The 23282-nt window shown below is 72.9% G+C and carries 22 protein-coding genes; 11 read left to right on the top strand and 11 right to left on the bottom strand.

Annotated elements, in window-relative coordinates:
* Positions 1 to 18 precede the first annotated feature (18 nt).
* Together ACGFI1_RS27605 and ACGFI1_RS27600 are read right to left on the bottom strand one after the other, a co-directional pair.
* Positions 19 to 1203 (bottom strand): cytochrome P450 family protein, encoded by a 1185-nt coding sequence (locus ACGFI1_RS27605; protein ID WP_392789228.1) that lies wholly within the window; start codon positions 1201 to 1203, stop codon positions 19 to 21.
* The gene (locus tag ACGFI1_RS27600; protein WP_364554245.1) at positions 1203 to 2012 is read right to left on the bottom strand and encodes an SAM-dependent methyltransferase; all 810 of its coding nucleotides are present in this window, start codon (positions 2010 to 2012) and stop codon (positions 1203 to 1205) included. Before ACGFI1_RS27600 ends, ACGFI1_RS27605 begins: the two co-directional genes overlap by 1 nt.
* A 169-nt stretch (positions 2013 to 2181) precedes the next feature.
* Between ACGFI1_RS27600 and ACGFI1_RS27595 the strand changes: the two genes are divergently transcribed.
* Positions 2182 to 2622: an SRPBCC family protein gene (locus tag ACGFI1_RS27595; RefSeq protein ID WP_387075625.1), complete on the top strand. Its 441-nt coding sequence runs from the start codon at positions 2182 to 2184 to the stop codon at positions 2620 to 2622.
* On the top strand, positions 2619 to 3164 hold the full coding sequence (locus tag ACGFI1_RS27590; protein WP_301176007.1) for an NUDIX hydrolase: 546 nt from the start codon (positions 2619 to 2621) through the stop codon (positions 3162 to 3164). Before ACGFI1_RS27595 ends, ACGFI1_RS27590 begins: the two co-directional genes overlap by 4 nt.
* 24 nt (positions 3165 to 3188) lie before the next feature.
* On the opposite strand, the gene ACGFI1_RS27585 is transcribed toward ACGFI1_RS27590, so the two are convergent.
* From ACGFI1_RS27585 to ACGFI1_RS27550, 8 genes are all read right to left on the bottom strand, one after another.
* Entirely contained in the window at positions 3189 to 4670 is a 1482-nt protein-coding gene (locus tag ACGFI1_RS27585; RefSeq protein ID WP_392789225.1) for a hydrogenase large subunit, read from the bottom strand.
* The gene (locus ACGFI1_RS27580) at positions 4670 to 6127 is read right to left on the bottom strand and encodes a proton-conducting transporter transmembrane domain-containing protein (protein ID WP_387075628.1); all 1458 of its coding nucleotides are present in this window, start codon (positions 6125 to 6127) and stop codon (positions 4670 to 4672) included. The genes ACGFI1_RS27585 and ACGFI1_RS27580 overlap by 1 nt, the downstream gene beginning before the upstream one ends.
* The gene (locus ACGFI1_RS27575) at positions 6127 to 6786 is read right to left on the bottom strand and encodes a hypothetical protein (RefSeq protein ID WP_387075631.1); all 660 of its coding nucleotides are present in this window, start codon (positions 6784 to 6786) and stop codon (positions 6127 to 6129) included. Before ACGFI1_RS27575 ends, ACGFI1_RS27580 begins: the two co-directional genes overlap by 1 nt.
* Positions 6783 to 7727 carry a respiratory chain complex I subunit 1 family protein gene (locus ACGFI1_RS27570; protein WP_386874047.1) on the bottom strand — a complete coding sequence of 315 codons (945 nt, stop codon included), beginning with the start codon at positions 7725 to 7727 and terminating at the stop codon, positions 6783 to 6785. Before ACGFI1_RS27570 ends, ACGFI1_RS27575 begins: the two co-directional genes overlap by 4 nt.
* Entirely contained in the window at positions 7724 to 9739 is a 2016-nt protein-coding gene (locus tag ACGFI1_RS27565) for a proton-conducting transporter transmembrane domain-containing protein (RefSeq protein ID WP_392789222.1), read from the bottom strand. Before ACGFI1_RS27565 ends, ACGFI1_RS27570 begins: the two co-directional genes overlap by 4 nt.
* A complete protein-coding gene (locus tag ACGFI1_RS27560) occupies positions 9736 to 10221 on the bottom strand; it encodes an NADH-quinone oxidoreductase subunit B family protein (RefSeq protein ID WP_392789220.1) in 486 nt (161 codons plus the stop codon). Before ACGFI1_RS27560 ends, ACGFI1_RS27565 begins: the two co-directional genes overlap by 4 nt.
* Positions 10222 to 10351: 130 nt before the next feature.
* Positions 10352 to 10708 carry an ArsR/SmtB family transcription factor gene (locus tag ACGFI1_RS27555; protein WP_392789217.1) on the bottom strand — a complete coding sequence of 119 codons (357 nt, stop codon included), beginning with the start codon at positions 10706 to 10708 and terminating at the stop codon, positions 10352 to 10354.
* Positions 10709 to 10896: 188 nt separating this feature from the next.
* Entirely contained in the window at positions 10897 to 11625 is a 729-nt protein-coding gene (locus tag ACGFI1_RS27550) for a hypothetical protein (protein ID WP_392789214.1), read from the bottom strand.
* Positions 11626 to 11768: 143 nt separating this feature from the next.
* On the opposite strand from ACGFI1_RS27550, the gene ACGFI1_RS27545 reads away from it, so the two are divergent.
* From ACGFI1_RS27545 to ACGFI1_RS27525, 5 genes are all read left to right on the top strand, one after another.
* Positions 11769 to 12053, top strand: coding sequence for a zinc ribbon domain-containing protein (locus ACGFI1_RS27545; protein ID WP_392789212.1), 285 nt, complete (start codon positions 11769 to 11771; stop codon positions 12051 to 12053).
* Positions 12054 to 12093: 40 nt separating this feature from the next.
* On the top strand, positions 12094 to 13341 hold the full coding sequence (gene fmdA / locus ACGFI1_RS27540) for a formamidase (protein ID WP_392733396.1): 1248 nt from the start codon (positions 12094 to 12096) through the stop codon (positions 13339 to 13341).
* 289 nt (positions 13342 to 13630) lie between these two features.
* Positions 13631 to 15163 carry a cellulose binding domain-containing protein gene (locus ACGFI1_RS27535; RefSeq protein WP_392789210.1) on the top strand — a complete coding sequence of 511 codons (1533 nt, stop codon included), beginning with the start codon at positions 13631 to 13633 and terminating at the stop codon, positions 15161 to 15163.
* A gap of 84 nt (positions 15164 to 15247) precedes the next feature.
* Entirely contained in the window at positions 15248 to 15871 is a 624-nt protein-coding gene (locus ACGFI1_RS27530) for a class I SAM-dependent methyltransferase (protein WP_387075646.1), read from the top strand.
* 60 nt (positions 15872 to 15931) lie between these two features.
* Positions 15932 to 17371: a hypothetical protein gene (locus ACGFI1_RS27525; protein ID WP_392789208.1), complete on the top strand. Its 1440-nt coding sequence runs from the start codon at positions 15932 to 15934 to the stop codon at positions 17369 to 17371.
* A gap of 130 nt (positions 17372 to 17501) precedes the next feature.
* Here ACGFI1_RS27525 and ACGFI1_RS27520 read toward each other — a convergent pair whose 3' ends face one another.
* Positions 17502 to 17966: a pyridoxamine 5'-phosphate oxidase family protein gene (locus tag ACGFI1_RS27520; protein ID WP_392789205.1), complete on the bottom strand. Its 465-nt coding sequence runs from the start codon at positions 17964 to 17966 to the stop codon at positions 17502 to 17504.
* 342 nt (positions 17967 to 18308) lie between these two features.
* Between ACGFI1_RS27520 and ACGFI1_RS27515 the strand changes: the two genes are divergently transcribed.
* The 4 genes from ACGFI1_RS27515 to ACGFI1_RS27500 all read left to right on the top strand — a co-directional run bounded on the left by ACGFI1_RS27515 (position 18309) and on the right by ACGFI1_RS27500 (position 23282).
* Positions 18309 to 19874, top strand: a complete 1566-nt coding sequence (locus ACGFI1_RS27515; RefSeq protein ID WP_392789202.1) for a chitinase — start codon at positions 18309 to 18311, stop codon at positions 19872 to 19874.
* Positions 19875 to 19884: 10 nt separating this feature from the next.
* On the top strand, positions 19885 to 21651 hold the full coding sequence (locus ACGFI1_RS27510; protein ID WP_392789199.1) for a chitinase: 1767 nt from the start codon (positions 19885 to 19887) through the stop codon (positions 21649 to 21651).
* Between the two features lie 92 nt (positions 21652 to 21743).
* On the top strand, positions 21744 to 22607 hold the full coding sequence (locus tag ACGFI1_RS27505) for a lytic polysaccharide monooxygenase (protein WP_392789196.1): 864 nt from the start codon (positions 21744 to 21746) through the stop codon (positions 22605 to 22607).
* A gap of 24 nt (positions 22608 to 22631) precedes the next feature.
* Entirely contained in the window at positions 22632 to 23282 is a 651-nt protein-coding gene (locus ACGFI1_RS27500) for a DUF305 domain-containing protein (RefSeq protein WP_392789193.1), read from the top strand.

Genomic DNA, 23282 nt, shown 5'->3' with positions numbered 1-23282 from the left:
GGATCGGACGCGGAGCCGTCAGACGCGGACGGGAAGGGCGACCAGCCCTCGGACGATGGAGCCGGTGCGGTGGTGCCGCAGGTCGGCGGGCGGGACGGCGAGGGCCAGGCCGGGGAAGCGGTCCAGCAGGCCGCCGATCGCGATCTGCCCCTCCAGCCGGGCCAGCGGTGCGCCGAGGCAGAAGTGGAGCCCGTGGCCGAAGGCGACGTGCCGCTTCGGGGCGCGCGTCACGTCCAGCCGGTCGGGGTCGTCGAACACGGCGGGGTCGCGGTCGGCCGCGCCGAGCGAGACGTGCACCCAGGCGCCCTTCGGGACGAACGTGCCCGCGATCTCCATGTCCTCCAGGGCGATGCGCTGGCTGGCCCGCTCCACCGGGCCGTCGTAGCGCAGCAGCTCCTCGACGGCCGCCGGCAGCAGCTCGGGCTCGGCCCGGAGCAGCGCCATCTGGTCGGGCTCCCGGAGCAGCGCGAGCACGCCGTTGCCGATGAGGTTGACCGTGGTCTCGTGCCCCGCGATGAGCAGCAGCGCGATACCGGCCAGCAACTCCGGCTCGGTCAGCGCGGCGTCCCCATCGCGGGCGTTGATGAGCGCGCTGACGAGGTCGTCCTCCGGACGGGCGCGCCGCTCGGCGATGACCTCGGTCAGGTAGCCGTTGAACGCGCGGGCGACCTCGCGGCGGTGGGCGCGGGCGTCGGAGGTCAGCGCCGGGACGGTCAGCACGGCCGTCCACTCGCGGAACCGGGCCCGGTCGGACGCGGGCACGCCGAGCAGCTCGCAGATGACCTGCACCGGCAGCGGGACGGCGAGGTCCTCGATCAGGTCCGCCGCGCCGCGCGCCGCGATGCCGTCCAGCAGCCCGTCGGTGATCTCCTGGACGCGGGGCCGCAGCCGCTCCACCCGCCGGGACGTGAACGCCTTGGCCATCAGCCCGCGCAGCCGGGTGTGGTCGGGCGGGTCCATGGCGAGCATGGTGCCGCCGAAGAACTGCTCGCCGTTCACCGGTACGGCGCTGTGCGCGACGTCCTTGGACAGGCGCGGATCGGCCAGGGCCGCGCGGCCGTGCTCGTGGTCGACCACCAGGAACGCGGTGGCCCCCTCGGGGAAGTCGATCGGGTGGACCGGCCCGGAGGCCCGCAGTTCCGCGTAGGCGGCGTACGGGTCCTCGCTGAACGCCCGGCTGAACAGGAAACCGAGGGGCAGCATCACACCACCCGTCCCACGGCGGCGAGGAAGCCCGGCCGGGACATGTCGGACCGGAACGGTTCGGCGTCCGCCCGCCAGTCGGCGACCTGGACCAGGCCGGGCCCGACCAGCTCGGTGCCCGCGAAGAACGCCGTCACCTCGGCGGCCCCGCGCGGGATGATGTCGCCGGCGCCGGTCCGGCCGTAGGCGGAGCGCACCTGGTCCTCGACGTCCTGCGTGACCTCGCCCCGGTGGCCGTGGGAGATGGCCAGATAGCTGCCCGGCGCCAAGGGGGCGCGCAGCCTCGCCACGATCTCGGCGGGGCGCTCCTCGTCCGGGATGAAGTGCAGGATGGCCAGTAATAACAGCCCGACCGGCTGCGTGAAGTCGATCCGCGCCTTGACCTCGGGATGGCCCAGGATCGTCTCCGGCTCGCGCAGGTCGGCCTGCACGACGGTGGTCAGCGGGTTGTCGGCCAGCAGCGCCCGCGCGTGCGCGAGGACGATGGGGTCGTTGTCGACGTAGATGACGCGGGAGCCGGGAGCGGCGCGCTGCGCGACCTCGTGCACGTTCTCCTGCGTCGGGAGCCCGGAGCCGATGTCGAGGAACTGCCGGACGCCGCGCGCGGCCATCATCGTGACGGCCCGCGACAGCAGCGCGCGGTTGGCGCGGGTGAACTCCAGGACGTTCGGCATGGCCGCGACCACCTGGTCGGCGGCGGCGCGGTCGGCGGCGAAGTTGTCCTTGCCGCCGAGGTAGTAGTCGTACATGCGGGCGACGCTGGGGGTCTCGGGGTCGATCACCCACTCCGGATGATGCTCACCGCTCATGACGGACCTCCCCTGGCGGGTAGCGATCGCATGATTCTAGGGGCCCGATCCGCCCGATTTTCGATCTTCGGTAACTCCATGGGCTGCTCCAGGAAAAATGCCTGGTAAAGGTGCCGACACGTCCGGGGGCGCGGCACCGGGGGTCCGGCGCGGTGGGAGGATGGGCCGCATGGGAAAAGTCGTGGTCACCGCGGAGACGACCTTGCAGGCGAGCCCGGCGCGGGTGCTCGACGCGCTCGGCGACTACACGGGCGTGCGGTCCCGGATGCTGACCGAGCACTTCAGCGAGTACGAGGTGCGGGAGGGCGGCCAGGGCGCGGGCACGGTCGTGCACTGGAAGCTCGCGGCCACCAGCAAGCGGGTGCGCGACTGCCTGTTCACCGTCAGCACCCCCGATGAGAACCGGCTGGTCGAGCGGGACGCCAACTCGTCCATGGTCACCACCTGGACGGTCTCCCCGGCGGACGGCGGCGCGCGCGTCCAGGTCACGACCACCTGGGACGGCGCGGGCGGCATCGGCGGGTTCTTCGAGCGCACCTTCGCCCCCAAGGGGCTGCGGAGCATCTACGACGCGCAGCTCGCCAAGCTGAGCGCCGAAGTCGCCACATGACGAGTGCGCCGCCCGGCGGCCGCACCGCCGGCGACCCGGCGCCCGGCGAGAACTACCGGCGGCGCACCGCGCGGGTGCTGCTCGTGGACGACGCCGACCGCGTCCTGCTGTTCCGCTGGCCGCTGACCGGCGGCGACCCCGCCTCGGGGTACTGCTGGATCACTCCGGGCGGCGGCATCGAGCCGGGCGAGACCCTGCGCGCCGCGGCGGCCCGCGAGCTGCGCGAGGAGACCGGCCTGGCCGTCTCCCCCGGCGACCTCGGCCCGCAGGTCGCCGTGACCTCCGGCCACGCCGACCTCGGCTGGGCCAAGGGCCTGTTCCGGGACGACTTCTTCCTGTACCGCACGGCCGCCTACGACATCGACACCACGGGGTTCACCCCGATCGAACGCGAGCACGTCGGCGCCCACCGCTGGTGGACGCTCGGCGAGCTGGCCGGCGCGCGGGACCCGGTCTACCCGTTCGGGCTCGCGGAGCTGCTCACCGACCTGCTCTCCGGCGTCGTCCCGGCCGAGCCCGTCCGCCTCCCCTGGCACCACTGAGCCTGCCGCGCGCGGCCGGCGCGGTCAGAGGTCGTTGCCGGCGTAGGACAGGTTGAAGCTCTTGTTGACCAGCGGGAAGTCGGGGACGATCGTGCCGTTGAGCGCCACCGGCAGGGCCGGCCAGTTGAGGAACGACGGGTCCACGATCTTCACGCGGGCCAGCGTCCCGTCCGGGGCGAGTTCGACGCGGTGGACGATGGCGCCGCGCCAGCCCTCCACGATCCCGACGCCGGACGCGCGCCGGGGGCGGCCGGTCGGCGGCCAGGCGGAGACCAGGCCGGGGTTCATCGCGTAGGCGAGGTCGCGGACGATCTCGATCGACGCGGCGATCTCGCGCACCCGGATCTGGAACCGGGCGAGCACGTCGCCGGTCCCGGCGGTGGGGACGGTCAGCGCCGGGCGCAGGTCGGTGAAGGGGTGGTCGCGGCGGGCGTCGGCGTCCACGCCGCTCGCGCGGGCGACCGGGCCGAGGGCGCCGAGGTCGCGCGCGGCAGCGGCGGACAGCGGCGCGGTGCCGGTGAAGCGGTCGGCGACGACGGTGTGCCCGAGCGCGAGGCCGGCGAGTTCGGCGACGTCGGCGCCGATGGCCTGGAGCGCGGCGGGGTCGGGCACGGCGCGCAGGACGGCGCCGCCGAGCAGCACCCCGCCGCGCAGCAGCCGGTGGCCGGTCACGTCGGCGTTGAGCCTGAGCAGCTGCTCGCGGATGCGTCCGAACTGGGCGTTCAGGATCGAGTGGCCGACGTCGTTGCAGAGCGCGCCGAGGTCGGTCACGTGGTTGTAGAGGCGTTCGAGTTCGAGCAGGAGGGCCCGCCTGCGCTGCGCGCCGGGCGATACGACGCAGCCGGCGGCGTCCTCGACGGCGAGGCAGAAGGCGAGGGCGTGCCCGACGGTGGTGTCGCCGCTGACGCGTTCGGCCAGTTGCAGCGCGTCGCCCGGCGGGCGCCCCTGGAACAGCTCCTCCAGCCCCTTGTGGACGAACCAGAGCCGCGCCTTCAGCTTCAGGATGCTCTCGCCGACGACGGAGAACCGGAAGTGGCCCGGCTCGATCATCCCGGCGTGCACCGGACCGACCGGGATCTCGTACACGCCGGGCCCGTCGACCCGGACGAACGGGTAGGGGCCCGCGGGGTCGCCGAACGGGGGCGGCGGCCCGGCGTCGGCGCGCATCGGGTACCACCCGCGCGGCCAGTGGTGGTGCCGGACGAGCCGGCGCGGCAGCGGATGGCCGGTCGGGACGATCCCGTACAGGTCGTGCATCTCCCGTTCGAACCGTCCGGCGGGGAAGCTGAGCCCGGCGAGGCTCGGCACGGCCGGGTCGTCCCGGTCGAGGCGGACGTGCAGTTCGGTGCGCCGGTCCGGGCCGGGCGCGGTGAACAGGTAGACGGCGCGGAGGCCGTCCGGGTCCTCGTGGGCGGCGGCCAGGGCGAGGCGGTGCCCGCCGCTCAGCAGCGCGGCGGCGCGCTCGGGCAGCCGGGCGGGGTCGATGTCGTCGGCGGTCGTGGTCATCAGTGCGCTCCGAGGACGGCGGCGGCGTCGAGGAGGAGCCCGTGCAGGGGGCCGAGGCCGATCCCGACCGCGGCGCAGACGGGCAGGCCGAGCAGCAGGGCGGCGGCCGCGCCGAGCGGCGGGCGGGACGGCGGTGTCGCGGCGCCGGGCCCGGTGCGCGGGCCGCCGAGCAGCATCCGGGCCGTCCCGGCGGCGATGGCGGCGGTGGCGGCGAGCAGCAGCGCGAGCGCGGCGGCGACGGCCCAGCCGAGGCCGGCGGCGAACCCGGCGCGGAAGACGGCGAGTTCGCTGGCGAACAGGCTGAACGGCGGGAAGCCGAGCAGCGCGAGCACGGCGGCGCCGAACGCGGCGGCGGCCAGCGGGGCGCGGGCGGCGACGCCGCGCGCGGCGCCGATCCGGCTGGTCCCGGCGGCCTGCTGGAGGTGCCCGGCGGCGAGGAACGCGACCGTCTTGGCGAGCCCGTGCCCGAGGACGTGCAGCAGGACGGCGGCCATGGCGAGCCGGGTCCCGATCGCGGCGCCGAGCGCGATCAGGCCCATGTGCTCGATGCTGGAGTAGGCGAGCATCCGCTTGTAGTCGCGCTGCCCGAGCAGCAGGGCGGCGGCGAGCGCGAGGGACGCCAGCGCGACGGTCAGCAGCAGCGTCCGGACGAACCCGGCGCCGAGCGCCGCGTCCGCGATCACCTTGACCCGCAGCACGGCGTAGAAGGCGACCGACAGCAGGGCGCCGGACATGAGCGCGGACACCGGCGCCGGCGCCTGGCCGTGCGCGTCCGGCAGCCAGGCGTGCAGCGGCGCGAGCCCGGCCTTGGCGCCGAATCCGAGGACGAGCAGCGCGACGGCGATGCGCGTGACGTCGGGGTCGAGGCGCCCGGCGTGGGCGGCGAGATCCGCCCAGCCGAGCGAGCCGGCGGCCGGGACGTGCGCCTGCTGCGCGGCGAAGTGCAGCAGCACGACGCCGAGGAAGGCCAGCGCGATCCCGGCCGAGCAGATCACGACGTACTTCCAGGCGGCCTCGGTCGCGTTGCGGGTGCGGCGGTGTCCGACGAGGAACGCGGTCACCACCGTGGTCGCCTCGATCGCGACCCACAGCATGCCGAGGCTCGCGGCCAGCACGGCGAGCGCCATCGCGGCGACGAACGCCTGGGTGAGGACGCCGTACCGGCGCGCATCGCGCGGGGACGTCCCCTCGGCGGCCAGGTAGGCGGGGCTCGCGAGCATCGCGGGCAGCGCCACGGTGCCGATCACGATGAGCATGAACGCGCTGAGCGCGTCGGCGCGCAGCAGGCCGCCGGGCCCGGTCTGCGGGTCGGTCGCGGCCAGCGCGATTCCGCAGGCCAGCACCACCGCGGCGGCGGCGGCGCCGAGCCAGGACGTCCCGCGCCGCCACCCGAGGGCGGCCTGGCACGCGGCGGCCAGCAGCGGCGCCCCGATGGGGGCGATCAGCAGCAGGGTCATCAGTCGCGCAGCTCCCGCAGGTCGTCCAGGTCGGTGTCGCCGAAGGCGGCCCGCATCCGCGCGGTCAGCACCTGGAGCACCAGCACCGCCAGCAGGACGTCGAGCGAGACGCCGAGCTCCACGACGAGCGGCACCCCCGAGGCGGTGAGGAACGCGACCGCGGTGATGCCGTTGTCCATGAGCAGGAACCCGACGATCTGGGACACGGCGCGGCGCCGCGTCACCAGCACGAAGAGCCCGATCAGCACGACGGTCAGCGCGACCGGCACGGCGTGGGTCGCGGGCGTCGGGTCCAGCCGCACGATGGGGCGGGTGACGGCGTAGCAGAGCAGGCCGAGCAGCGCCGCGACGGTGAGCGAGGCCGCCACGTTGACCAGCGGCTGCGTCTCGCGGCTCGTCCCGCCCCCGGCCAGGGCGCGGCGCAGCAGCCACGGGAGCAGCAGCGTCCGCAGCGCCCCGACGCCCGCGGCCAGCGCGACCACGCCGGCGTCGCCCTCGTGGACGCCGAGGACCGCGATGAGCAGCGCGAGCGCCGCGCCCTGCAGCGCGAACAGCCGCACGATCGCGGCGAGGTCGCGGCGCCACAGCACCAGCACCCCGGCGAGCAGGAACGCGCCGCAGGACGCGTTGAGGAGCTGGACATAGGTCGTGTGGTTCACGGCGCCACCAGGAAGAAGGACGAGGCGACGGCGAACAGGGCCAGCACGAACGAGCCGGCGAGCAGCTCCGGCACCCGGAACATGCGGAGCTTCGCCATGAAGACCTCGGCGGCGGCGAGGACGGCGCCCGCCGCCGCGACCTTGGCGGCGATGGCGGCGACGCCGACCGGCAGCAGCGCGAGGGAGTCCCCCGCGACGCCCCACGGGACGAAGAGGTTCGACAGCAGGCCGAGCAGCACGGTCAGCCGCATCGCCGACGCCCACTCGACGAGCGCGAGGTCGGGCCCCGCGTACTCCAGCACCATCGCCTCGTGGATCATCGTCAGTTCGAGGTGGGTGGACGGGTTGTCCACCGGCATCCGCCCCGCCTCGGCGATGACGACGACCACGAGCGCGACGAGGGCGAGCAGGCTCGCGGGGAACACGGCGCGCTGCGGGTCGTCGAGCGTCGCGGTGACGATCGCGCCGAGGTTGGTGGAGCCGGCGCGCACCGACAGCGCGAACGTCGACAGCAGGATGGTGGGCTCCACGAGCGCCAGCACGACCATCTCGCGGCTGGCGCCCATGCCGCCGAACGCGGTGCCGGTGTCGAGGGCGGCGAGCGCGAGCGCGACCGTGCCGAGCGCGAGCAGCGCGGTCACGGCGAACAGGTCGGCGGCCCCGTCCAGCGGGGACCGGGTCGTGACGAGCGGGACCACGGCGGCGACGACGAGCGTCGACCCGGCGAGGACGAGCGGCGCCATGCGGAACAGCGGGCCGGTGCCGTGCGGCGTGATCGGCTCCTTGCGGAGGAGTTTGCGCAGGTCGCGCCACGGCTGCAGGACGCCGGCCCCGGCGCGTCCCTCCGCCCGCGCGCGGACCTGCCGCATCAGCCCGACCAGCAGCGGCGCGCCGGCCGCCACGAGGACGACCTGGAGCACCGCCCCGAGGATCCCGCTCACCGGACCACCGCCAGGGCGATCAGCAGGCCGGTGACGGCGTAGAAGCCGTACCCGACGTAGCGGTGCACGCTGCCGTTGGCGAGGCCGCGCGCCGCCTCCCCGGTCCGCGCCGCCGCCGCGAGGACGGGACGGTACAGCCGGTGCTCGACCCGGTCGCCGATCCGCGTCCGGTAGGTCACGCTGTCCACGAGGTAGGCCGACTCCTTCAGCGGGGTGACGTCGAGGTCGGTCTCGGGGGCGAGCACGTCGTCGAAGACGCGCTGCAGCGGCTCGGCGAACGACGTCGCGGTGTACTCCATCCGCGCGGTCATGGGCCCGGCGCCGCAGTCCCACAGCCGGGCCGGGCGGCGGGCCGCCCGGCGGGTCGCGGCGGCGCGCAGCAGCGCGAGCAGCCCGACGGCGGCGACCAGCAGGAACACGGCGATGAGCAGCGGCGACATGGTGCCGGACAGCCCGGCGAGGCGGAGCGTCACCGGGCCCGACACGGCGTCCGGGCCCGGCACGGCGACGGCCACCGGCCGCGCGATCGCGGGCAGGACGAGCCCCGGCGACAGCGCCAGCACGACGCAGGCGCCGGCGGCCGCGGCCATCCCGGCGAGCATCGGCGCGGGCGCCTCGCGGGCCCGCTCGGCCGCCGCGCCGCGGGCCCGCGCGAGGAACCCGACCCCGAACGCCTTCACGAACGCGGCGATCGCGAGCCCCGCCGACAGCGCCACCGCCGCCACGGCCAGCGGCATCGTGACCGCGATGACCGTCCCGCCGGTCGGCAGGGCGTGGACGAGGCTCTGCAGCAGCAGCCACTCGCTGACGAAGCCGTTGCCGAGCGGGAGCGCGGAGGCCATCAGCGCGCCGACGCCGAAGAGCGCCGTGGTCGCGGGCATCCGGGTCCGGAGGCCGCCGAGGGCGTCCAGGTCGCGGGTGCCGGTGGCGTGCAGGACCGATCCCGCCGCGAGGAACAGCAGCGTCTTGAACCCGGCGTGGTTGACGATGTGCAGCAGCGCGGCGGTCAGCGCGAGGGCGGACAGCGTGCGCGCGCCCGACGCCGCGAACAGCCCGGACGCTCCGACGCCCACCAGGACCAGGCCCATGTTCTCGCAGGTCGAGTAGGCCAGGAGCCGTTTGAGGTCGGCGGCCACGGCCGCCTGGAGGATGCCGTATAGGGCCGAGAGGCCGCCCGCCGCGAGCACGATCAGCCACCACCAGGCCGGACCGCCGCCCAGCAGGTCGAACCCGACCCGCACGATCCCGTACACGCCGAGGTTCACCATGGCGGCGCTCATCAGCGCCGACACGTGGCTCGGCGCCTCCGGATGGGCGCGCGGCAGCCACACGTGCAGCGGGGCGATCCCCGCCTTGGACGCGAAACCGAACAGGACCGCGAGGAACACGGCGGCGCGTCCCGCCGGCGGGAGCCCGTCCGCCGCCGCGCGGAGCCGCTCGAACGACTCGCCGTGCGCGGCCGCCGCGAACCCGGCGAGCCCGGCGAGGATCACCACGAGCCCGAGATGCGTCATGACCGCGTACCAGAGCCCCGCCGCGCGGACCTCGTCCCGGCTCCGGTGCTCGGCCACGACCAGCAGCAGGGACGCCAGCGCCATCAGCTCCCACGCCAGCAGGAACGTGCTCACGCTCGCCGCCGCCGGGACGAGCGCCATCGCCGCCGCGAACACCGGGAGCATCGCCTGCGGGACGCGTCCGCCCAGGTCGCCGTGCCGGGTGTAGCCGATGCCGTAGACGGCCGCGCACACGGCCACCGCCCCCGTGACGGCGAGGAAGAGGCCGCCCAGCGGGTCCAGCGCCAGCCGCACGCCCGCGAGCGGCAGCAGGCCGGGCAGCCGGGCGCTCCACTCCCCGCCCAGCATCGCCGCGGCGCCCGCGGCGGCGGCGGCCGCTCCCCCGGCCGCCGTGAGCGTCCCGGCCGCCGCCCGCCGGGCCCCGCGCGGCAGGACGAGCCCCGCCACCGCCGCGGCGAGGTTCAGGGCGAGGGCCGCCGCGAACGCGGTGGACGTCATCGGCCGGTCAGCCCGCGCAGCGCCGCGACGATCGCCTCCGGCGCGGGCGGGCAGCCCGGCACCTCGACGTCCACCGGGACCACGTCGCTGACGGCGCCCGCGACCCCGTACGCCCCGGCGAACACGCCGCAGTTGCGCGCGCAGTCGCCCAGCGCTACGACGACCTTCGGCTCGGGGACGGCCTCGTACGTGCGGCGGAGGGCCGCCTCCATGTTCCGCGTGACCGGCCCCGTCACGAGGAGCGCGTCGGCGTGCCGGGGCGAGGCGACCAGCCGCGCGCCGTAGCGCTCGGCGTCGTGCACCGGGCCGAACGCCGAGGCGATCTCCACCTCGCAGCCGTTGCAGGACCCCGCGTCCACGTGCCGGACCTGGACCGACCCGGCGAGGTCGCGGGCGCGCTCGGGAAGCGCGGGCGCGGGCGCCGGGGGTGCGTCCTCGGCGGCGCGCCCGGTCGTGCGGATCTTGCGGAACAGGTCTCTCACACCGCTCCCCGGCCTCGATAGTGACATGCGCAATTGCCGATTTTAGCAACTCATAAGCATGCGAAAGCCGTCGATCGGGCGGCCCCGCCCGTCAGCCGTGCCCGTCAGCCGTGCCCGTCAGCCTTGCCCGTCAGCCTTGCCCGCGCGTCCGCCCGCCGGGGCCGGAGGCGCGCATCTCGTCCAGCAGCTCCGCCTGCCCGGACAGCACCCCGGTCAGGATCTCCCGCGCCACCGCGAGCAGTTCCGCCACCCGCGGGCTGGTCAGCGAGTAGATGACCGTCGCCCCCTCCTTGCGGGAGACGACGAGGCCGGCCCGGCGCAGGACCGCGAGCTGCTGCGACAGGTGCGCCGGCTCTATGCCGACCTCCGGCAGCATCTCGGCCACCGCGTGGTCGCGCTCGCTCAGCAGCTCCAGCACCCGGATCCGGGCCGGATGCCCCAGCGTCTTGAAGAACTCCGCCTTCAACTGGTACAGCGGAGCGCTCACCGCGCCCACCCGCGGACCATCCGTGGCACCATCTCCTGGCTCTCCCCGCCGGAGTAGCAACATGACAAATTGCCAAGGTTAGCAAGCCCCGCCCGCCGGGTTCCGGCGGCGGCCCGGGGCCGCCGCCGGTCGGGTGTCAGCGGACAGTGTCAGCGGACAGTGTCAGCGGACGGCGTCTGCGGACGGTGTCAGCGGACGTCGATGTAGTCGTCCCGCGACTTCTGCCGGTCGAAGTTGCTCGTCCCGGGGAAGTAGGCGCGCCAGATGCCGTCCCGCTCGGCCGTGAAGCCCTTGCGGAAGCGCCCGTCCTTGGCGGTCTTGGTGGACCCCATGTACGACCAGGACGACGTGCCCTTGGCCATGAAGTAGACCCGGATCGTCTTGCCCGGGTACGCGGTGTACCCGAGCCCCAGGTCGCCGACACGGCGGAGGCGGCCCGAGACGGTGAGCGTGCCGCCCTTCCGGACCGGCTCGGGCGCGGCGTTGTAGCTCTGGATGACCGTGTCGAACTTCTCGTACCAGTACTTCTCGCGGCTGCCGAGGGCCTTGCCGCTCCGGTTGTAGGCGACGAGCCGGACCCGCCATTTGCCCAGGTCGTCGATGGTGGACGGGCAGCCCACGCCCCAGCCGACCTGCTGGCCCGGCAGGACGCGCTTGTAGACGGGCCACGTCGTGCCGTCGGGTTCGATCATGTACGCCTTGGAGTAGGCGACGCCGGACCCCTCGACACCCCAGGCCCAGACGTCCATGGCGCAGGACTTGTCGTACTCGCCCTTCCCCACGGAGACGGTCTTGGGCACCTCGATGCGGAACTGCAGCGCGGCGGCGCCGGCCGGGCCGGCGAGACCTCCGACGAGCAGCCCGCCGCCGACCGCCAGCGCGGCAACCCCGGCGGTAAATCTGGAATACCTCGACATATCACCCCTTGTCATAGAACAGAACGATCATGTCAGTGAACGGCGGCGACTTCCACCGGAATACCGCTCTTCCCGCCGCTCACCGACCCGTTTATCCGCCGTTCTCCGCGGAATGGTCCGCCGTGGAGGCATTGGAGGCTGCCGTGGCCATCTACCGGTACCGGTGCGCGGGGTGCGGACCGTTCGACGTCTCCCGGCCGATCGGGACGGCCGGGCCGGCGGAGCCCTGCGCGTCCTGCGGCGGCGAGGCGCCCCGCGTCTTCACTCCGCCGCTGGTCACCCGCACGTCCCGCCCGCTCGCCCGCGCCTACGACGCCCAGGAGGCCAGTGCGCACGAGCCCCGCGTGGTCGGCCGCCCGCCGGCCGCGCCGCCGCGCGCGCCCGCACCGCCCGCCGACCCCAGGCACGCACAACTCCCCCACCCTTGACCGGAAACAGAGAAACGCAGGGAAAGCACCGGAGGAAAAGATGCCCGAGGTCGTGTTCAGCGTCGACCAGTCGAAATCCATGCGCGACCAGAGGGTGCCCGGACACAACCGGTGGCATCCCGACATCCCGGCGGCGGCCACCGTCCGCCCGGGGTCGGAGATCCGCATCGAGTCGCGGGAATGGATGGACGGGCAGGTCGGCGACAACGACTCGGCCAACGACATCCGGGACCTGAACCTGAACGTCAACCACATGCTGAGCGGCCCCATCGCGGTCGAGGGCGCCGAGCCCGGCGACCTCCTCATCGTCGACATCCTCGATATCGGCCCCGTCCCGCAGGAGAAGGGCGGCGTCGCCGGGCAGGGCTGGGGCTACACCGGCATCTTCGCCCGCGATAACGGCGGCGGTTTCCTCACCGACCACTTCCCCGACGCCTACAAGGCCATCTGGGACTTCCACGGCCAGCAGGCGACCTCGCGCCACATCCCCGGCGTCCGCTTCACCGGCATCACCCACCCCGGCCTGTTCGGCACGGCGCCGTCCGCCGACATGTTGCGCCGCTGGAACGCCCGCGAGCAGGCCCTCATCGACACCGACCCCGACCGGGTGCCGCCGCTCGCCCTGCCGCCGGAGCCCCGGGAGGTCCTCGCGGGCCGCCTCGGCGGCGCCGACCTGGAGCGCATCGGACGCGAGGGAGCCCGGACCGTCCCGCCGCGCGAGAACGGCGGCAACCAGGACATCAAGAACTTCAGCCGGGGCTCGCGCGTGTTCTTCCCGGTTTTCGTCCCCGGCGCCATGCTGTCCGGCGGCGACCTGCACTTCAGCCAGGGCGACGGCGAGATCACCTTCTGCGGCGCCATCGAGATGGGCGGCTTCATCGACCTGCACGTCGACCTCATCAAGGGCGGCATGGAGAAGTACGGCGTCACCACCAACCCGATATTCATGCCGGGCAACGTCGAGCCGCGCTACGACGAGTTCATCTCCTTCATCGGCATCTCCGTCGACCACGAGACGGACACGAACCACTTCACCGACGCCACGCTCGCCTACCGGAACGCCTGCCTGAACGCCATCGAGTACCTGAAGAAGTTCGGCTACACCGGCGAGCAGGCGTACCTCATCCTCGGGGCCGCGCCGATCGAGGGCCGGCTCAGCGGCGTCGTCGACATCCCGAACGCCTGCTGCTCGCTCTACCTGCCCACGGCCCTCTTCGACTTCGACGTCCGCCCCACCGCGGCCGGCCCGCGGCGCGTGGACCGCGGCCAGTGCGCCGTCACGTCCTAGACCCGCGCGAACCAGACCGCGCGAACCCGCCCCAGCGCCGGGCGGTGGCCTGACGAGGCCGCCGCCCGGCGACTTTTTCCGGCCGCCGCCGCACTGGTCCGGCCCGCGAGCGGGACTGGTCCCGGCGGCCCCCCGGGGGCCGCCGGAAGGGGGTTGCCAGCGCGCTTCCGGCCGGTTACCGTTCAGGCGATTTATAGGAAAGTTTCCTATCAGAAGAAGGGAGCGCGCAGCACGACCCGCTCGGGGTTCGGGGGATTCCCGCTCATCCGTCTCCTTCCCGGGAGTGACCTTGCGAAGAAAACTTCTCCCCGGTTTCCTGTTCACCGCCCTCGGCGCCCTCGTCCTCGCCCTGCTCTCCCCCGTCCCGGCGAACGCCGCCGCGACGGTGACCGCGACGTTCGCCAAGGCGTCCGACTGGGGCTCGGGCTACGAGGGCAAGTACACGATCAAGAACGACACCGGCTCGGCGATCTCGTCGTGGAAGGTCGAGTTCGACCTCCCGTCCGGCTCCTACGTCGGGACCTACTGGGACGCGCTGCTCACCAAGTCCGGGCAGCACGCCGCGTTCACCAACCGCGAGTACAACGGCGCCGTCGCCGCCGGCTCCTCCGTCTCGTTCGGCTTCATCGTCAGCGGCACCGGGACGCCCCAGGGCTGCAAGCTCAACGGCGGCTCCTGCGACGGCGGCACGACCGAGCCGGGCACGCCGTCCGCACCCGGCGCCCCGACCGTCACCGGCAAGACCGACACGTCGCTGACGCTGTCGTGGTCGGCCTCGTCCGGCCAGACCAGCGGCTACCGCGTCTACGAGGGCACGTCCGTCAAGGCGACCGTCACCGGCACGAGCACCACCATCAGCGGCCTGGCCAAGTGCTCCAGCCACACCTACACGGTCAAGGCGTACAACGGCGTCGGCGAGTCCGCGGCGAGCGCGCCCGTCTCCGCCACCACCACCGGCTGCACGGTCCCGCCCGTCTCCCGGCACGCCGCGCCCTACCTGTACCTCGGCTGGGGCAACCCGCCGGACCCGACCACGGTGATGAACGCGTCCGGGATCAAGTGGTTCACGATGGCGTTCATCCTGTCCGGCGGCGGCTGCACCCCGGCGTGGGACAGCAACCGCCCGCTCAAGGGCGGCGTGGACGAGCAGGCGATCACCAAGATCCGCGCGGCCGGCGGTGACGTGATGCCGTCCATCGGCGGCTGGTCGGGCAACAAGCTCGGCCCGAACTGCTCCACACCGCAGGCCCTCGCGGGCGCCTACCAGCAGGTCATCGACGCCTACGGCCTCAAGGCCATCGACGTCGACATCGAGAACAGCGACGAGTTCGAGAGCGCGGCCGTCCAGGACCGCATCCTCGGCGCGCTGAAGATCATCGAGCAGAACAACCCCGGGATCCAGACGATCCTGACGATGCCGACGCTCAACACCGGACCGAACTACTGGGGCAAGCGCCTCATCGACCGCGCGGCCGAACTCCAGGTCCCCGTCGACATCTTCTCGATCATGCCGTTCAACTTCGGCGGCGGCGCCGACATGTACGGCAACACCGTCCAGGCGTCCGAGGGCCTGAAGTCCGCGCTGACCTCCGCCTTCGGCTGGTCGGACGCCGACGCCTACGCCCACATGGGCATCTCCGGCATGAACGGCAGCTCCGACCAGGGAGAGATCACCACGACCGCGATCTGGACGCGGATCCGCGACTGGGCCACGTCGCACGGCCTGGCCCGGTTCACCTTCTGGTCGGTCAACCGCGACCGCCCCGGCAGCGGCACCGACCAGACCGACTGGCAGTTCACCAAGATCAGCGCCGGTTTCTGACCCACCCCCGAAAAGCGGCCCGCGTCCCCCCTCCCGGGACGCGGGCCGCCCCCCGCCCGGCGCGGGCGCGCCTACCCTGCGGGCATGGCCACCGATCCCGCCGACCTCGTCCGCACCGGCTACGACGCCCTCTCCCACCACTACCGAGGCGACCACGAGACGGTCGAGCACTACGACCGCTGGCTCGACGCCCTGCTGGCGGGCCTCCCCCGGCGCGGGCACGTCCTGGACATCGGCTGCGGCTGCGGCGTCCCCGTGGCCCGCCGCCTCGCCTCCGCCGGACACCGCGTGACCGGCGTCGACATCAGCGACGTCCAGATCGAGCGGGCCCGAGCCCTGGTCCCCGGCGCCGCCTTCCTCCGCGCGGACGCCACCGACCTCGACTTCCCGGCGGCGTCCTTCGACGCCGTGGTCTGCCTCTACGCGCTGATCCACATGCCGCTCGACCGGCAGCCCCGCCTCCTGCGCGCCATCGCCCGGTGGCTGCGCCCCGGCGGCCGGCTGCTGGCGACCACCGGCCAGGACGCCTGGACCGGCACGGACGACGACTGGCTCGGCGGCGGCACCACCATGTGGTGGAGCCAGGCCGACGCCGCCACCTACCGCGCGTGGCTCGACCAGAGCGGCCTGGAGGTCACCGACCAGCAGTTCGTCCCCGAAGGCGACACCGGCCACGCTCTGTTCTGGGCGACCCGAACCCGCGGCTGACCGCACGCGGAGCACGCGCTCCACTGGTCAGGCGGCGGCCGTTACAGGATCATGACCCGCATGGCCCGTTTGCGACGCGATGCCGCGCTCGTTCCGTTTCCGCGCGAACTCCTGGACCAGGTCGTACGCGCGCTGCTGGACGCGGCGGAGCAGGCACCGATGTCCGAAGACGGGTTCGCGTTCGGTGACGAGGTCATCGACGACGTCCGCCTGGTGGAGGGCCGGCATCTCGCCGCCGGGGCCCGCTACCGCGCCGAGACGGACGGCCTGACCGCCGATGTGCACGTCCCCGCCTGGAACCGGGTCGGCGAGTCGCGGATCGAGGCCGCGGTCGTCTCCGGCGCTCACAGGGTCAACCTGCGGCTGGATCTGCGGATGTCCGCCCGGCGGCTCCACAGCGTCCGCGTCACGGGCGACTACCAGGGCCCGAAGCCGTTTCGCGGGCTGCGGCGCGCACGGTGGGAAGGCGAGCTGCGGGCCGAGGAGTGGTGGTCCCTCCTCGGGCCGAAGACGTCCCCCATCTCCGTCCGGGTCGTCCACCCGTTCGCGTTCGCCGATCTACAGATCACACGACGCAAGGACAAGCGAGGCCAGTGGACCGTCCGGACCACGACGCGGTTCGGCGGGCGTTCCCTCATCCGGCCGTTCGCGGCGGTGGGTCTGCTCATCGCGCGAGGCCGCATCCGTCGCGCACTGGACGAGGGCTTCACCGGCGCCGTGTCCGCCTGGAACACCGAAGTGCCCGGAATGGCGAAGCGCGGCATGCAGGAGACGCTCGACTTCAAGCATCGCGTGACACTCAAGGCCGTGTCCCGCGAATGGGCCGAAGAATATACAGCAGCCCTCCATCAAGGAATCGAGGGACTGCGCTTCTCCAAGGGCCGGCTCGCCAAGAAAGAGCCCGGCGCCTTCGGCGTCCGCCTTCTCAAGGGAAAGCACATCAACCCCGGCACCAGGTACCGCATCGCCTTCGTCCCGGAAGACGAAGTCGAGCCGCTCGATGTGCACGTGGCGGCCTGGAAACTCGACGGCCCGAACCGCATCGAGTTCAACAGCCCGGACGACGCGCAGGCGGGATGGGTCGAGATCGACAGCGCCCGCAGACCCACCGCCGTCCGCGCCGGCTTCACGGGCAGCTTCGAGGGATACTCGCACGTCACCGCGTCGGCCGAGGCCGGCGTCGAGCGCTGGTGGGGCGCCTCTCCCGCTCCGCTCCTCACCGGCACCGCCGAGAACCCGGCGGGCGAGGCGGCTCTGACCGTCGACCGTGTCACAGCCAACAACGGGGAATGGACGGTGGACGTCACCGCCACCGTCAAAGGCCGCACCTGGGCACGGCACCTGGTCTCAGTCGCCGGGCTCCTGCTCGGTTCCGCACTGACGAAATCGTTCCGCGAAAGTGTGGAAACCTACGCCGAGAAATGGAACACCGCCGCCCCTGAAACCGGCGCCCCGGAGCAGGCCGCCGACTCCACCCTCCGCGCCATCCTCGACCGCTAAGCGTCGCGGGGCAAGGCGACGAAGGCTTCGATCGCATCGGGGTCGCCGGTCTGTGTCCGGGCGATGAGTTGAGCGAGACCGTTCAACTATGTCCCGCAAGAAGCGCAGGGTGGGGACAGCACTCCTACAATTAGGGCTCCAACCAGGCCCCGTCGCGCATGATGACTCGCCCGCTCAGTTCCGGCTCGCCGCGCCAGGCGTGCACGGTTTTCGGGACCACGCGCACATAGACGAAGGAGCCCTCTTCCGTGCGCGGGTCCCACCCGAACTTGCCGGCGAACGCGTCCGCCGCGTCTGGGGGCACCTCCCGGTCCGGGAAGTACTCCGCCTGACCTTGGAGGAGCACTACGTCGAAGGTGTCCGGTAGCGACAGGCGCACGCGCGGCTCCTTGCGGACGTTTCGCGCGGTAGCGGAAGCGGCGCCCGTGCACATCCACACTGCTCGCCCGTCCCACAGGAACCACAGCGGCACCTGGTGCGGCCCGTGGTCGGGGTGGGCCGTCGACACCCACATGTCCCGCTCGGTGGCGAGCCGCTCCAGGGTGTCGCGTATGCGTTCCGCGCTCTGGCGACGAACGATCCCTGCGCTCTCCATGAGGATCGACCCTAGCCAGGTGGGCGCGAAGCGCGCCTGAGGCGATGGACCTACTCCCAGCGACCGATGGGCCCCTCGGGTCCCGGGGTCGCCGGCGACCGCCGCTGGCGACTGTTGCCCAAGAAACCCGCATTTCATGGCGTTTCATGCTGATATTCGGACGGGGCTCGGGTGGTTCGGTGTCCAAGCTGGGGTGGTCTGAGCAGGGGCGGAACATCAGGGGGTTGCCCAGGTCACGGACGCTGGTTATCTTGCTCGCAAATAGATAGGAAACTTTACTGTCAAATGCGGTCGATCGGGGTTCGGGGGAATCCGCCAGCGTCGAAACCGAGGGAGTAGCCCTTGCGCCCCCGCTCTGTTCTCAGTGTCCTCGCCGTCCTCCTGCTCGCCCTGCTCGTCCCGGCCACCGCGCACGCCGCGGCGGGCGCGTCCGCGACGTTCAGCAAGCCCGCCGACTGGGGCTCGGGCTGGGAGGGACGGTTCACCCTCACCAACGGCACCGGCGCCGCGATCAACGGCTGGCGGGTCGAGTTCGACCTGCCCGCCGGGACGACCGTCGGCTCCTACTGGGACGCCCTGCTCACCAAGAACGGGCAGCACAACACGTTCACCGACCGCGGTTACAACGCCGCCATCCCGGCGGGCGGCTCGGTCACGTTCGGCTTCCTCGGGAACGGTCCGGGAAGCCCGCAGAACTGCACCTTCAACGGCGCGCCCTGCGACGGCGGTCCCACCGATCCGGGCAAGCCCGGCACACCGAAGTCCGTGGCCGTGACCGGCAAGACCGACACCTCGCTCACGCTCACCTGGGAGGCCGCGACGGGCGCGCCCACCGGGTACCGCGTCTACGAGGGCACGGCGGTGAAGGCGACCGTCACCGGGACGTCCGCCACGATCAGCGGTCTCGCCAAGTGCGAGACCCACACCTACACGGTCAAGGCGTACAACGACGAGGGCGAGTCGGCCGCCGGCGACGCCGTCACCGGGACGACCAGCGGATGCGCGACCGGTCCCCTGCCCCGGCACTTCCTGACCGGCTACTGGCACGACTTCGTGAACCCCGCCCAGGAGCTCAAGCTCTCCCAGGTGCCGGACGAGTACGACCTCATCGCGGTCGCGTTCGGCGAGGCCACCGCGCGGGCGGGCGAGGTCACCTTCCGCGTCGACCCCGAACTCTCGACCGCCCTCGGCGGCTACACCGACGCCCAGTTCAAGTCGGACATCGCCGCGCTGCACGCCAAGGGCAAGAAGGTCATCCTGTCCGTCGGCGGCGAGAAGGGCGCGATCCGGGTGGCGGACGGCTCCGCCGCGCAGCTCTTCGCGAACACCGTCTACGCGCTCATGACCGAGTACGGGTTCGACGGCGTCGACATCGACCTGGAGAACGGCCTCAACCCGACGTACATGGAGCAGGCGCTGCGCGCCCTGCGCGCCAAGGCCGGCGCCGACCTGATCATCACGATGGCGCCGCAGACGCTCGACATGCAGTCCACCGGCGCGTCCTACTTCCAGCTCGCGCTGAAGATCAAGGACATCCTCACCGTCGTCAACATGCAGTACTACAACTCGGGCGCGATGCTCGGCTGCGACCAGAAGGTGTACGGGCAGGGGACGGTCGACTTCATGACCGCGCTGGCCTGCATCCAGCTGGAGGGCGGGCTGCGCCCCGACCAGGTGGGACTCGGGCTGCCGGCCGGGCCCGGCGCGGCGGGCGGCGGCGTCGTGACGCCGTCGGCGGTCAACAACGCCCTCGACTGCCTGGCGAAGGGCACCGGGTGCGGCACGTTCAAGCCGTCCCGCACCTACCCCGACATCCGCGGCGCGATGACCTGGTCCATCAACTGGGACGTCACCAACGGCGGCGGCTTCGCCAGCACCGTCGGCCCGCACCTCGACACGCTGCCGTAGGAGGCCGGAGATGCGAAGTATCTGGGTCCTCGCGGCGCTGCTCGCGGGGCTGCTGGTCGGGGTCACGGCCCCGGCGCAGGCGGCGAACGTGCTGGCCAACGCGGGGTTCGAGAGCGGGTCGCTGAGCCCGTGGGCGTGCGACGGCGGGTCGGTCGTGTCCAGTCCCGTCCGGACGGGGAGCCACGCGCTCGCCGGGGGCGTCACGGCGGGCAGCCCCGGCCAGTGCGCGCAGACGGTGGCCGTCCGGCCGAACACCGCCTACACGCTGTCGGCCTGGGTGCGCGGCAACTATGTGTACCTGGGCGTGACCGGCGGGCCGTCCACCTGGACGCCGTCGGCCGCCGACTTCACCCAGCTGTCGGTGACGTTCACGACCGGGGCGAACCAGACGTCCGCGCAGATCTTCCTGCACGGCTGGTACGGCAACGGGACGTACTACGCGGACGACGTCGTCCTCGACGGCCCCGGCGGCGAGCCGCAGCCGGGCGTCCCCGGCGCCCCCGGAAAGCCGCAGCTCGGAACCGTCACCGACACCTCGGTCGCCCTGAACTGGGGCGCGTCGTCGGGGACGGTCACCGGGTACCGCGTCTACGAGGGCGGCACGGTGAAGGCCACCGTGACCGGCGGGACGAGCGCCACCGTCTCCGGCCTGGCGGCGTGCACCTCGCACACCTACACGGTCGCCGCCTACAACGACGTCGGCGAGTCGGCCGAGTCCGAGCCCGTCAGCGCGCGCACGACCGGCTGCGTCAACACCGGTCTGCCCAAGCACGCCCTGATCGGCTACATGCACGCGAGCTTCGCCAACGGCTCCGGCTACGTGCGGATGGCGGACGTCCCGGACGCGTGGGACATCATCGACCTCGCGTTCGGCGAGCCGACCTCGCCGACGTCCGGCGACATCCGGTTCACCCGGTGCCCGGTCGGCGAATGCCCGAACGTGGAGAGCGACGAGGAGTTCATCGCCGCGATCCGCGCGAAGCAGGCGCAGGGCAAGAAGGTGCTGATCTCGATCGGCGGCCAGAACGGCCAGGTGCAGCTCACCACCGCGGCCGCGCGGGACGCGTTCGTCCGGTCGGTCTCCGCGATCATCGACAGGTACGGCCTGGACGGCCTGGACGTCGACTTCGAGGGCCACTCGCTGTACCTCAACGCGGGCGACACCGACTTCCGCAACCCGACGACCCCGGTCATCGTGAACCTGATCTCGGCGCTGAAGTCGCTGAAGGCGAAGTACGGCGCGAAGTTCGTCCTGACGATGGCGCCGGAGACGTTCTTCGTGCAGGTCGGGCACCAGTTCTACGGCGGGTCGGGCGGCGGTGACAACCGCACGGGCGCCTACCTCCCGGTGATCGACGCTATGCGGGACGACCTGACCGTCCTGCACGTCCAGGACTACAACTCCGGTCCCGTCATGGGCCTGGACGGCCAGTACCACACCATGGGCGGCGCCGATTTCCACATCGCGATGACCGACATGGTGAAGGCCGGGTTCCCGGTCGCGAACACGGGCCGCACGTTCCCCGGGCTGCGTCCCGACCAGATCGGCATCGGGCTGCCCGCGGCGGTCAGCGCCGGCAACGGGTACACGCCGCCCACGCAGGTGCAGCAGGCGGTGACCTGCCTGGTGAAGGGGTCCGGCTGCGGCGGCTACACGCTGCGCGGCGGGACGTCCCCCGACCTGCGCGGCCTGATGACCTGGTCGGTCAACTGGGACCGCTACTACGGCTGGGAGTTCATGAACAGCCACGAGCCCTTCCTGAACTCCCTGCCCTGACCTCCCGCCCCGCCCCGGCCTTCCCGCCCCGACCTCCCCGCCCCCTTCCCCAGCCGCCTCACGGCATCCCACCCCCACGGAGGAAGAAGCACATGAGATCGATCCGTCCCAGGGCCGCCGCGGTCGCGGTCGCCGTGCCGGCCGCGTCCGCTCTGGTCGTGCTCGGCGGCGCGACGGCCGCCAGCGCGCACGGCACGATGTCCGACCCGCCGAGCCGCGTCTACACCTGCTTCCTGGAGGACCCCGAGACCCCGCAGTCGGACGCGTGCAAGGCCGCGGTCGCGGCCAGCGGCACGCAGGCGTTCTACGACTGGAACGAGGTGTCGCTGCTGAACGCCGGCGGCCGCAGCCGGGAGATCATCCCGGACGGCCAGCTGTGCAGCGCGGGCCGGGCGAAGTTCCGCGGCCTCGACCTGCAGCGCGCCGACTGGCCCGCCACGCCGATGAAGGCCGGGCCGCAGACGATCACCTACCACGCGACCGCGCCGCACGCCGACAGCAACTTCGAGTTCTACATCACCCGCGAGGGCTGGAACCCGACGCAGCCGCTGCGCTGGGCCGACCTCGTCCCGCTGGCGTCGTACACGCACGTGAACCCGACGACGTACACCAAGTGGACGCTCAACATCCCGCCGCGGACCGGCCGCCACGTCCTTTACTCGATCTGGCAGCGGGTCGCCTACAGCGACGAGGCGTTCTACACCTGCTCGGACGTCGACTTCGGCGGCACCGGCACCCCGACACCGACACCCACGCCCACCCCGACCGGCACCCCGACACCGACACCCACCCCCACGCCGACCGAGACCCCGAGCGGCACCTGGCAGGCGGGGACGTCCTACGCCACCGGCGACCGGGTGACCTACAACGGCGTGACCTACGCGTGCCTCCAGGCGCACACGGCGATCGCCGGATGGGAACCGCCGAACACGGCCGCGCTCTGGCGCCAGGTCTGAGCGCGGCACGGTGAGGCGCGCGCGATGAGCGGCCGAGCATGGTCCAGGTCCGCCGCGGCGCTGCTCGCGGTGTGCGGCCTGCTGCTGATCGTGCGGTGCGGGACCACCGGCGGATCCCCGTCCGGTGGCCCCGCGCCCGCGGCGCGCGGCGGGGCCGGCTTCAACGCATCCGACGTGATGTTCCTGCAGATGATGCTCCCGCATCAGGAGCAGGGCGTGAAGCTGGTCCGGCTCGCGGAGCGGCACCGCGTCCGGCCCGAGGTGCGGACGCTGGCCGCGGCGATCGAGACCACGGAGGTCGCCGAGGCCCGGCAGATGCAGGGGCAGCTGCGCAGCTGGCGGCGGCCGCTGCGGGCGGACCCGGGCGCGCACGCCGCGCACGGCGGGATGCCGCAGACGACCGAGGCCGAGCTGACGGCCCTCGCGAAGACCCCGCCGGACCGGTTCGAGCGCGCGTTCCTCAACCTGCTGATCGCCCATCAGGACGACGCCGTCCAGATGGCGCGGCTCGAGACCGGCAAGGGCCGGGACGCGTGGACGAAGCGGCTCGCGCGGCGCGTCGAGCGGTCCCGCTCCGCCCAGATCGACCAGATGCTCGCGTTCCTCGGCGCCCGGGCCAGAAGCTCCCCGGCCTACAAGAGCTCCCCGACCCAGAAGAAGCTCCCCCAGAAGTAG

The organism is Actinomadura geliboluensis (genome assembly GCF_043197915.1).
GTDB lineage: Bacteria > Actinomycetota > Actinomycetes > Streptosporangiales > Streptosporangiaceae > Spirillospora > Spirillospora geliboluensis.
This window is presented reverse-complemented; position numbering and strand designations above follow the sequence as displayed.

Bases quoted from the DNA above. Each gene is read 5' to 3' on its own strand.
- ACGFI1_RS27605 (WP_392789228.1), bottom strand. From the start codon at position 1,203: ATGCTGCCCCTCGGTTTCCTGTTCAGCCGGGCGTTCAGCGAGGACCCG.
- ACGFI1_RS27600 (WP_364554245.1), bottom strand. From the start codon at position 2,012: ATGAGCGGTGAGCATCATCCGGAGTGGGTGATCGACCCCGAGACCCCC.
- ACGFI1_RS27595 (WP_387075625.1), top strand. From the start codon at position 2,182: ATGGGAAAAGTCGTGGTCACCGCGGAGACGACCTTGCAGGCGAGCCCG.
- ACGFI1_RS27590 (WP_301176007.1), top strand. From the start codon at position 2,619: ATGACGAGTGCGCCGCCCGGCGGCCGCACCGCCGGCGACCCGGCGCCC.
- ACGFI1_RS27585 (WP_392789225.1), bottom strand. From the start codon at position 4,670: ATGACCACGACCGCCGACGACATCGACCCCGCCCGGCTGCCCGAGCGC.
- ACGFI1_RS27580 (WP_387075628.1), bottom strand. From the start codon at position 6,127: ATGACCCTGCTGCTGATCGCCCCCATCGGGGCGCCGCTGCTGGCCGCC.
- ACGFI1_RS27565 (WP_392789222.1), bottom strand. From the start codon at position 9,739: ATGACGTCCACCGCGTTCGCGGCGGCCCTCGCCCTGAACCTCGCCGCG.
- ACGFI1_RS27550 (WP_392789214.1), bottom strand. From the start codon at position 11,625: ATGTCGAGGTATTCCAGATTTACCGCCGGGGTTGCCGCGCTGGCGGTC.
- fmdA (WP_392733396.1), top strand. From the start codon at position 12,094: ATGCCCGAGGTCGTGTTCAGCGTCGACCAGTCGAAATCCATGCGCGAC.
- ACGFI1_RS27530 (WP_387075646.1), top strand. From the start codon at position 15,248: ATGGCCACCGATCCCGCCGACCTCGTCCGCACCGGCTACGACGCCCTC.
- ACGFI1_RS27525 (WP_392789208.1), top strand. From the start codon at position 15,932: ATGGCCCGTTTGCGACGCGATGCCGCGCTCGTTCCGTTTCCGCGCGAA.
- ACGFI1_RS27520 (WP_392789205.1), bottom strand. From the start codon at position 17,966: ATGGAGAGCGCAGGGATCGTTCGTCGCCAGAGCGCGGAACGCATACGC.
- ACGFI1_RS27510 (WP_392789199.1), top strand. From the start codon at position 19,885: ATGCGAAGTATCTGGGTCCTCGCGGCGCTGCTCGCGGGGCTGCTGGTC.
- ACGFI1_RS27505 (WP_392789196.1), top strand. From the start codon at position 21,744: ATGAGATCGATCCGTCCCAGGGCCGCCGCGGTCGCGGTCGCCGTGCCG.
- ACGFI1_RS27500 (WP_392789193.1), top strand. From the start codon at position 22,632: ATGAGCGGCCGAGCATGGTCCAGGTCCGCCGCGGCGCTGCTCGCGGTG.